Below are 6,000 nucleotides of genomic sequence, written 5' to 3' on the forward strand. Positions count from 1 at the left end.
AAAAGCGAATTTCCCCCGCCCCTACAGGGCAAAGCCCGCAGCGAGGGAGGGGGAAATTCGGCTTAGCCATTCAAATTGGTGTGGATAACCGGGATGTTGAACAGGCGCTTAATGGCGTTTGAACAGGCGGGGTGCTTCGCCATCGCTGTTGTCGCCGCTTGCCGCGTCGCTGCTTTCGGCCTTGTCTGCCATCAGCGTGCTGATGTGCCGCAAGCGCTTGCTGATGTTTTCCGCCTGTTCGCGGTCGGCGGGGTCAACGTCCAGTTCGCTGGTGCGTTTGCCGTCGTGATTCCAGATGATGGTGTAGATGTTTTCTTTTTGGTTGCGGCTGTTTTCGCTGCCGAAGGCGGCGAGCGGGGTGCCGTCCGGGCGGTACATCAGGCAGAGGTACTGTCCGCTCCGGTTGAGGGTGACTGCCATCAGTCTGCCGTCGGGGTAATAGGCGCGCATTTCGTTGGCGAAGCGGCCGAGGCCGTCGTACGGGTCTTCTTCGCGGATGCCGCTCATGCGCGGGCTTTGCGCGACGAGCTTGCCGCCTTCGTAGAAATTGAGACGACTGGCGGGTTTGCCGCCCTTGACGTCAATAATGCTGGCTATGCTGCCATCGGCGCGATAGTGAACGATTTTGCTGTCGGCGCTGCGCGCGTGGAAATCGGCAGGGTCGGCGTCTTTTTGCAGGGCGTAGGGTGCGGTCAACGGCTGTTCGCGTCCTTGCCGGTAATCCTGCACCACCACGCGACCGTCGGCGGTTTTGCCGAGGATTTTGCGGGTGTAGCCGCCCTTGGCGGGCTGTGCGCTTTTGTTGCCCTGTTCGGTGTAGTACAGGGTCTGTTCGTCGCCCGCGCGGTAATCCAGTCCGGTCTGCGCTGCCTGTTCGGCGAGGCGGATGCTGTCCGGCAGGATGGCGGTCATCGCCGGCGGCAACGGCATGGATTTCAGGGCATCGCGCAAGGATGCTGCGGGCGCCGGGGCAGGCGGGGTAAGCAGCGGTTGGGCGGTCGCGGTGAGACTGGCGAAAACGAGGGCGATGAGGGTCTTTTTCATGGGTACTCCGTGTGTTTGGGGCGGTTATTATAGTCATCCGCCGAAAATTTCAGACAAGGCGCGCCGCTGAAGACAGTACGCGGTTGTACGGCGCGGGTTTCCCTAAAAAATGGCTCCGCCATTTTTTAGGGTGCCCGGCCAGGCGGCGCAACACAGTATGAGGCTTTCGGTGGATGGCTATATATCGCGAACGCGCCCGCGCATGACAAAAAAGGCTGCACGAAGCAGCCTTTCTTTTAGCGACAATGCGGCATTATTTGCGCGACAAACCGGCGGTAGAAATCTCGATATTGTCGGCGGAGGTGCCGAAGGCGGTTTCCAGTCCCTGACGGCCCGTATCCCGCAGTCCGGCAATGACATTGGCATCGGCGTGGTTTTGCTGGGCATAGGCGGAGGCAATCATCAGTTGCATCCCGAGCATGGACATCCGCAGATAGGTATCTTTGATGTCACGATTACTCAATTTTTCATAATCGTCAGGATTGCTTTTAATCCCGGCATCCATTTGTTTGACCAGCTTCTGGAAAATCTCGTTGGTTTTCTGGTCGCTTTCGTAATTATTGTGGTAGGCCATATAGCTGCCCAGGGCAAACGCCGCCATCGCGCCGGCGAAGGTTTGTGGGTTTTCCTTGTCTTCGACATAGGCCTGATAAAGCTGTTTGTACATTTCCGTATATTGCTCGCGTTCATTCGCCGGGAAATTCTATGCAATAGCGGTGGCGACGCGCGCAATATCATTGTCGCTGACGCTGACATCGAGCGAAATGGCGGATTTCTTCGCCTCTTCGCTGTAATAATCTTCAATCGCCATGGTATTGGCGCCTTGAGTGTAAACGAATGAGCTGGTCATCATCATTGACAGCGGCGGCGTATAAAAGCCATCCTACGCCAGCAGCAAGGAAGGAATGAGGCCAAGGGTAATGAGCCATTTTTTCATGGAAATCTTCGGTTGGATTAAGGAAAGGGGTTTTGCCGCCTGCAATATATGGTGCCTATTTACGGCTTTTATTTTGCCACCGTCAATAGGCTTTTTGGCAATGTGGCGGTAAATGCGATGACGGCGGACATTACCAATAGAGAATGCCGCCGTTTTTCCGGTTTTTTAATGTCGGCCATGAATGACCGACCTGCGTTTGCGACTGTGTTGTTTTGGCGGTGGGTCAAGACCCACCCTACGCACGGTGCGCTTTGCTGCCGCAAAAAAATACCCCGCACCCGGCGGGGTATTTATAGCCATCCACCGAAAATTTCAGACAAGGCGCGCCGCTGAAGGCAGTACGCGGTTGTACGGCGAAGCGGCGCAACACCGTATGAGGCTTTCGGTGGATGGCTATATACATACACATCGAGCGCTCAAGTGTATGTAAAAGGACACCCCCGCTGCCTGCAATGCGGGAACAAATGCCGAAACCCGCGCCGCTCTGCCCCCTCCCCCTGTGGGGGAGGGTTGGGGTGGGGTTAAGCATTGCTGCCGCCGATGCGCTTTGCCCAGCGGGGAATGTGCGCGACTGCAGGGTGTCGGGACAGCGAGCGTAGGTCGGCTATTTATGGCCGACCTCAAAAAAATGTCGGGCACAAGTGCCCGACCTACAACTTTCACATTCCGCCCTTTGTATTGGCCTTTAACGGCGGAGCAAGACCGCTACGCCTGCGCGATACCGCTGTGGCGCAAGAGCGCATCCACCGTTGGCGCGCGGCCGCGGAAGGCGATGAAACTTTCCATGCTGGGACGGCTGCCGCCGACGGCCAAGATTTCGTCGCGGAAACGCGCGCCGGTTGCCGGGTTCAGCACACCTTCTTCTTCAAAGGCGGCGAAGCTGTCCGCCGACAGCACTTCCGCCCATTTGTAGCTGTAGTAGCCCGCCGCGTAGCCGCCGGCGAAGATGTGCTGGAAGCTCATCGGGAAGCGGTTGTCGGCGTAGGCGGGGGTGACGGCGACGTGTTCGCGTACCGCGCGGTGTACGGCGAGCGCGTCCGCCCCGGCGTTCTCGGCGCGGTGCAGGCGGAAGTCAAACAGGGAAAATTCGAGCTGGCGCAAGAGTGCCATCGCGCTTTGGTAGTTTTTCGCGGCGATGAGTTTGGCGTAGAGCTCGTCCGGCAGCGGCTCGCCCGTCTGGAAATGGCGGGTCATCAGGCGCAGGCAGTCGCGTTCGTAGCAGAAGTTTTCCATGAACTGACTGGGTTGTTCGACCGCGTCCCATTCGACGCCGTTGATGCCAGCGACGCTGTATTCGCCGACAGTGGTGAGCATATGGTGCAGGCCGTGGCCAAATTCGTGGAAAAGCGTGGTGACTTCCTGGTGGGTGAGGCAGGCCTCGGCGTCGCCGACCGGCGGGGTGAAGTTGCAGACGAGGTAGGCGACCGGCAGTTGCAGCGCGTCGCCGTCGGCAAAGCGGGAGACAGCGCTGTCCATCCACGCGCCGCCGCGTTTTTTCGCGCGCGCGTAGGGGTCAAGGTAGAAGCGGGCGCGCAGTTGGCCGTCGGCGTCAATCATGTCGTAGCCGCGCGCGTCGGCGTGCCAGGTGGCAAGCGCCGGGTTTTCGCGGAAGCGCACGCCAAAGAGGCGCTCGCAGATGGTGAACAGCCCTTGCAGCACCTGGCTGATGGGGAAGTAGGGGCGCAGGTCTTCTTGCGAGAGCGCATATTTGCTTTGTCGCTGTTTTTCGGCGGCGTAGGCGATGTCCCACGGTTGCAGGTCGGGCAGATTGAGCTCGCGCGCGGCGTAGTCGCGCAGCGCCGCCATGTCCGCTTCGCCCGCCGCCTTGCCTTTGGCGACGAGGTCTTCGAGGAAGGCAAGCACCGCCGCGCTGTCCGGCGCCATTTTGTTATCGACCGAGTAGGCGGCGAAGTCGGCGAAGCCGAGCAGTTTTGCTTTTTCATCGCGCAGGGCGAGCGTTTCGGCAATGATGGCGGCGTTGTCGTAACGCCCTTCGTCGGCCAGTTCGCTGGCGCGGAGGTTGTAGGCGCGGTAAACGGTTTCGCGCAGCTCGCGGTCGTCGGCGTAGCTCAATAGCGGGATGACCACCGGCGCGTCAAGGGTGATGCGGTAGCCGTCTTCTTCGTGCTGGCGGGCGAGGTCGGCCATCAGCGCGCGGGCGCTGTCGGGCAGTCCGGCGAGGCGGGCATCATCGGCAAGGTGCAGATGCCAGGCGTTGGTGGCGTCCAGCACGTGGTTGGCGAATTGCGTCCCCAGTTCGGCCAGGCGCAGGCTGATTTCCTTGTAACGCGCCTTGGCGGCGGCATCGAGGGCGACGCCGCTGCGCTCAAAATTCTTCAGCGCGTCGTCAATTACCTTGCGCTGCGCGCCGCTAAGCGCATCGTAATCATCGCTGTCGCGCAGGCTTTTAATGGCGCGATACAGCCCTTCGTGCTGGCCGAGGTCGCTGCCGTAGGCGGTGAGTGCGGGCAGGAGCGCTTCGTAGGTGGCGCGCCATTCGTCGGTGCTGGTGACGGCGTGCAGGTGGGCGACGGGCGAGACCGCCTTGGCGAGGCGGTTTTCGAGGCGCTCCAGCGGTTGCATCAGCCCGTCCCAAGTGAAATCGCCGCGCGCGATGAGGGCTTCTATCGCAGCGCGGTTTTCATCAAGTATCTGCGGGATGATGGCGGCGTGCTCCGGGCGGATGGCGGCGAAGGCGGGTACGTCGGCGGGCTGGTAGAGCGGGTTGGTATCGGTCATGGGGAGTCCTTGCGGCTGAAAAGGCGGCGAGTATAGCAATCCCGACCGCGCCGCGCTTTGTCTGCGCCGTGTTTTGCGCTATCTTTGCCGACCCCCTGTTTTTTTATGGACGACCCCATGCACCAGACTGATGATTTGCGCATTGCCCGCATCGAAGAACTCCTGCCACCCGTGGCGCTCTTGGAACGCTTCCCCCTGACCGCACACGCGGCGGCGGTAGTCCGCCAGACACGGCAGGACATCCACGCCATCCTCCACGACAACGACCCGCGCCTGCTCGTCGTCATCGGCCCCTGCTCCATCCACGACGTCAAGGCGGCGAACGAATACGCCGACCGCCTGCTGCCGCTGCGCGAAAAATACCGCGAACAGCTTTGCCTCGTTATGCGCGTCTATTTTGAAAAACCGCGCACCACCGTCGGCTGGAAAGGCCTGCTCAACGACCCGCACCTGGACGGCTCGTTCGCCATCAACGACGGCCTCCGCCTCGGCCGTGAACTGCTGCTTGACCTCAACGAAAAAGGAATGCCGGTCGCGGTCGAATACCTCGACATGATCATCCCGCAATACATCGCCGACCTCGTCAGCTGGGGCGCGATAGGCGCGCGCACGACAGAAAGCCAAATCCACCGCCAGCTCGCCTCCGGCCTCTCCTGCCCGATCGGCTTCAAAAACGGCACCAACGGCGACATCCAAATCGCCATTGACGGCGTCACCTCGGCGGCAGCGGTACACAGCTTCCTCTCCGTCACCAAATTCGGCCACTCCGCCATCGTCACCACGCTGGGCAACGAAGACTGCCACATTATTCTGCGCGGCGGCAGCGACGGCCCGAACTACAGCGCCGAACACGTCCGCGCCACCGCCGCCGCCCTGCAAAAAGCCGGACTGCCGGAAAAAATCATGATTGATTGCAGCCACGCCAACAGCAACAAACAGCACGAACGGCAACTCGTCGCCGCCGCCGACATCGCCGCACAAATCGCGGGCGGCGACCACAGCATCTTCGGCGTGATGGCGGAAAGCCACCTCGTCGCCGGGGCGCAAAAACTGAAAGCAGGCGAAACGCTCACCTACGGCCAAAGCATTACCGACGCCTGCCTCGGCTGGGAAGACAGCGAAATCCTGCTGGAACAACTGGCGGAAGCGGTGGAAAAACGGATGGGGCGGGATTAAAAAAACCGGCCACAGAAAAAGCCGTCCCGAAGGACGGCTTTTTATTAGGCCTCTTTCCAAACCAGGCAAAGGCATACGTTTTTTGGAATTTGTATCCCTGCCCC

General features: G+C 60.5%; 3 protein-coding genes and 1 pseudogene. 1 reads left to right on the top strand and 3 read right to left on the bottom strand.

All coding sequences use genetic code 11. From position 1 onward, the window contains the following. Positions 1 to 108: 108 nt before the first annotated feature. From ACO54Z_RS03780 to ACO54Z_RS03790, 3 genes and pseudogenes are all read right to left on the bottom strand, one after another. Positions 109 to 1,044 carry a hypothetical protein gene (locus ACO54Z_RS03780; RefSeq protein WP_485995824.1) on the bottom strand — a complete coding sequence of 312 codons (936 nt, stop codon included), beginning with the start codon at positions 1,042 to 1,044 and terminating at the stop codon, positions 109 to 111. A gap of 253 nt (positions 1,045 to 1,297) precedes the next feature. Beyond that, positions 1,298 to 1,726 (bottom strand): annotated as a pseudogene (locus tag ACO54Z_RS03785) (DUF6683 family protein); the annotation flags it as partial. 960 nt (positions 1,727 to 2,686) lie between these two features. Continuing rightward, positions 2,687 to 4,720 (bottom strand): M3 family metallopeptidase, encoded by a 2,034-nt coding sequence (locus ACO54Z_RS03790; protein ID WP_485995825.1) that lies wholly within the window; start codon positions 4,718 to 4,720, stop codon positions 2,687 to 2,689. A 117-nt stretch (positions 4,721 to 4,837) separates the two neighbouring features. On the opposite strand from ACO54Z_RS03790, the gene aroG reads away from it, so the two are divergent. Continuing rightward, a complete protein-coding gene (gene aroG, locus ACO54Z_RS03795; protein ID WP_485995826.1) occupies positions 4,838 to 5,896 on the top strand; it encodes a 3-deoxy-7-phosphoheptulonate synthase AroG in 1,059 nt (352 codons plus the stop codon). Positions 5,897 to 6,000: the final 104 nt, after the last annotated feature.

The sequence above is a fragment of the Cardiobacterium sp. genome, assembly GCF_057314735.1.

Excerpts from the sequence above, each read along its gene's own strand:
- ACO54Z_RS03780 (WP_485995824.1), bottom strand. The coding sequence starts at position 1,044 with ATGAAAAAGACCCTCATCGCCCTCGTTTTCGCCAGTCTCACCGCGACC.
- ACO54Z_RS03790 (WP_485995825.1), bottom strand. The coding sequence starts at position 4,720 with ATGACCGATACCAACCCGCTCTACCAGCCCGCCGACGTACCCGCCTTC.
- aroG (WP_485995826.1), top strand. The coding sequence starts at position 4,838 with ATGCACCAGACTGATGATTTGCGCATTGCCCGCATCGAAGAACTCCTG.